The organism is Streptomyces phyllanthi, from assembly GCF_009377205.1.
Lineage (GTDB): Bacteria > Actinomycetota > Actinomycetes > Streptomycetales > Streptomycetaceae > Streptomyces > Streptomyces phyllanthi.
This window is the reverse complement of sequence record NZ_VJZE01000764.1, coordinates 1-2,598: the sequence shown is the minus strand read 5'-3', so window position 1 is coordinate 2,598 and position 2,598 is coordinate 1. Positions and strand designations below refer to the sequence as shown.

The window sequence follows — 2,598 nt, the reverse complement described above, 5'->3', positions numbered from 1 at the left end:
GGGGCGGGCTCAGCGGGACGATCGCCAGGCCGGGGGTCCCGGGCGCCAGGCAGATGCGGGGTACGAGACCGACGCCGAGACCGGCCGCGGCGAGGGACTGGGCGAGGTGGTAGTCGCTGGTGGAGCCGCTGACCCGGAGCTCGAACCCGGCCGCGGCCGCGTAGTCCCGCAGGAACGCCTCCGTCTTGGAGCAGCCGATCACCCAGGGCTGCTCGGCCAGTTCGGTCAGATCGACGCGATCCCGGCCCGCCAGCGGATGGGCGGCGGGCATCGCCACGGACAGCGGGTCCTCGGCCAGCGGCGTCCACCTCAGACCCGTACGGTCCCCGGGGAGCACCGGCAGCGGTCCGTCGAAGTGGTAGGCGAGGGCCAGGTCCGCCTCGCCGCGCCGGACCAGGGGCAGGCTGTCCTCCGGTTCCCGCTCCACCACGTTCACCTCGACCCGGGGATGGGCGGTCACGAACCGGGTGAGCACACCGGGCAGCAGGACGCGGCCCCCGCTGGTGAACGTGGCGATGGTCAGGCGTCCCCGGCCGGAGGTCAGCTCGTCGATCCGCTCCCGGGCGTGCCGCAGTTCGGCCGCGATCGTCTCGGCCGTCTCCACGAGCAGCCGCCCCGGCTCCGTGAGGACCACACCGCGGGTGCTGCGGGTGACGACCGGGGTGCCGAGCTGCCGTTCCAGCGCGGCGATCTGCTGCGAGACGGCGGACGGCGTGAGCAGCATCGCGGCCGCCGCCCGGTTGAAGCTGCCGTGCGCGGCCACCTCGCGCAGCACACGCAGCCGATGGGCGTCGATCAACAGTTCTCCTTAATACGTGGCCAGTAAGTCACCACTACAGCTGGGGGCGTTGCACAGCCAGTGTGGGACCCATGCCAGAGATCTGCGTCATCGGCGGAAACCGCTACTTCGGCCGCCATCTGATCCGTCGGTTGCAGGCCGCGGGAGCCCGGGTCACCGTGGTCAACCGGGGCTCGGCACCGCCACCGCCCGGAACCGACCACGTCATCGCCGACCGGGACGACGAGGAGGCCCTCGGTCGCGCCCTGGGGGCCCGTACCTTCGACGCCGTCGTCGACCAGGTCTGCTACACCCCGCTCCAGGCGGCCGTCGCCCGCCGCGTGTTCGCGGGCCGTACCGCCCGCTATGTGATGACCTCGACGATGGAGGTCTACGACCCGGCCACCTTTTCCTCGCCCGGGTCTTCGGCCGCGTTCTCGGTTCCGGCTCCCGTTCCCGTTCCGGCTCCGGCTCCGGTTCCGGTTCCGGAGAGCGTGGTGGACCCGGTCCGCTGGCCGGTGCGATGGGATCTGCCGTGGGCGTCCTCGAAGGACCTGTCCCGGCTCCTCGGTGAGGCGACGGCGTACGCGGAGGGCAAGCGCCAGGCCGAGGCGGTGTTCGCCCGGGACGCGGTGTTCCCGTTCGTCTCCGTACGCAGCGCCCATGTCCTCGGCGGTGGCCCACGGGACTTCACCGGCCGGCTCCGCCACTACGTGGACCGTGTGACGGCCGGCCGTCCGGTCTCCGCGCACCGGGAGCCGGCGCCCACGTCGTTCGTGCACCACGAGGAGATCGCCGCGTTCCTGCACTGGACGGCCACGCGGCCCGGCCTCACCGGCCCGGTCAACGCCGCCTCCCACGGCGCCCTCACCGTGACGGACCTGTGCGAGGCCATCGCCACGGCGACCGGTTCGCCGGCCCCCTCGTACCGGGCCGTTCGCGACGGTGAGCCCGCGTCGCCGTTCTCCTTCGACCGCTCGTACGCCATGAGCAACGCGCGTGCCGCCGGGCTCGGTTTCGCCTTCACGGAGGTCAGCGACTGGCTGGCGGGGGCGGTCACGGAAACCGCCGCCGAGATCGCCGCTGAGATCGCCGTCGAGGCCGCTGTCGAGGTCGCTTCCGCGGGAACCCATGGCAGAAGGGCCTGAACCGACATGCTCACCCGCCGCATCGGGAACACCTCCGTCAGCGCCATCGGCCTCGGCGCCATGCCGCTGTCCGTCGAGGGCCGTCCTGACCGCGCCCGCGCGATCGCCACCGTCCACGCGGCCCTGGACGAGGGCATCACCCTCATCGACACGGCCGACTCCTACCACTGGCACGCGGACGAACGCGGGCACAACGAGGAACTCCTCGCCCGGGCCCTCGCCACCCGGCCCGGCGACACTTCCGACGTCCTGATCGCCACCAAGGGCGGACGCACCCGCCCCGGCGACGGCACCTGGACCGTGAACGGCACCCCCGAGCACATCAGACGTGCCTGCGAGGGCTCCCTACGGCGTCTGGGCGTGGAGGCGATCGGCCTGTACCAACTGCACAAACCCGACCCGGACGTTCCGTGGTCCGACTCGGTGGGCGCCCTGCGCGACCTCCTCGACGCGGGCCTCATCCGGGCGGCGGGTGTCTCCAACGTGACCTGTGACCAGATCCGGGAAGCCCGGGCCGTCCTCGGGGACCTGCTCGTCTCGGTGCAGAACCGGTACTCCCCGCGGTACCGCGACAGCCTCCCCGAACTCCGCCTCTGCGACCGCCTCGGCATCGCCTTCCTCCCGTGGAGCCCCCTGGGCGGCATCACCCCCAGTGCCCTCGACGGCCCCGGC

At 72.7% G+C, this 2,598-nt stretch carries 3 protein-coding genes; 2 read left to right on the top strand and 1 reads right to left on the bottom strand.

The features are described from left to right. Positions 1-799: LysR family transcriptional regulator (locus FNH04_RS44560; protein ID WP_152791929.1), on the bottom strand; the 799-nt coding region annotated here is incomplete at its 3' end. A 71-nt stretch (positions 800-870) separates the two neighbouring features. Between FNH04_RS44560 and FNH04_RS44555 the strand changes: the two genes are divergently transcribed. Together FNH04_RS44555 and FNH04_RS44550 are read left to right on the top strand one after the other, a co-directional pair. Beyond that, entirely contained in the window at positions 871-1,926 is a 1,056-nt protein-coding gene (locus FNH04_RS44555; protein ID WP_152791928.1) for an NAD-dependent epimerase/dehydratase family protein, read from the top strand. 6 nt (positions 1,927-1,932) lie between these two features. Continuing rightward, positions 1,933-2,598, top strand: a 666-nt coding sequence (locus tag FNH04_RS44550; protein ID WP_152791927.1) for an aldo/keto reductase, incomplete at its 3' end; no start/stop codon positions are given.

What these genes read in the sequence shown, in the direction of transcription:
- FNH04_RS44555 (WP_152791928.1), top strand. Translation starts at nt 871, where the DNA reads ATGCCAGAGATCTGCGTCATCGGCGGAAACCGCTACTTCGGCCGCCAT.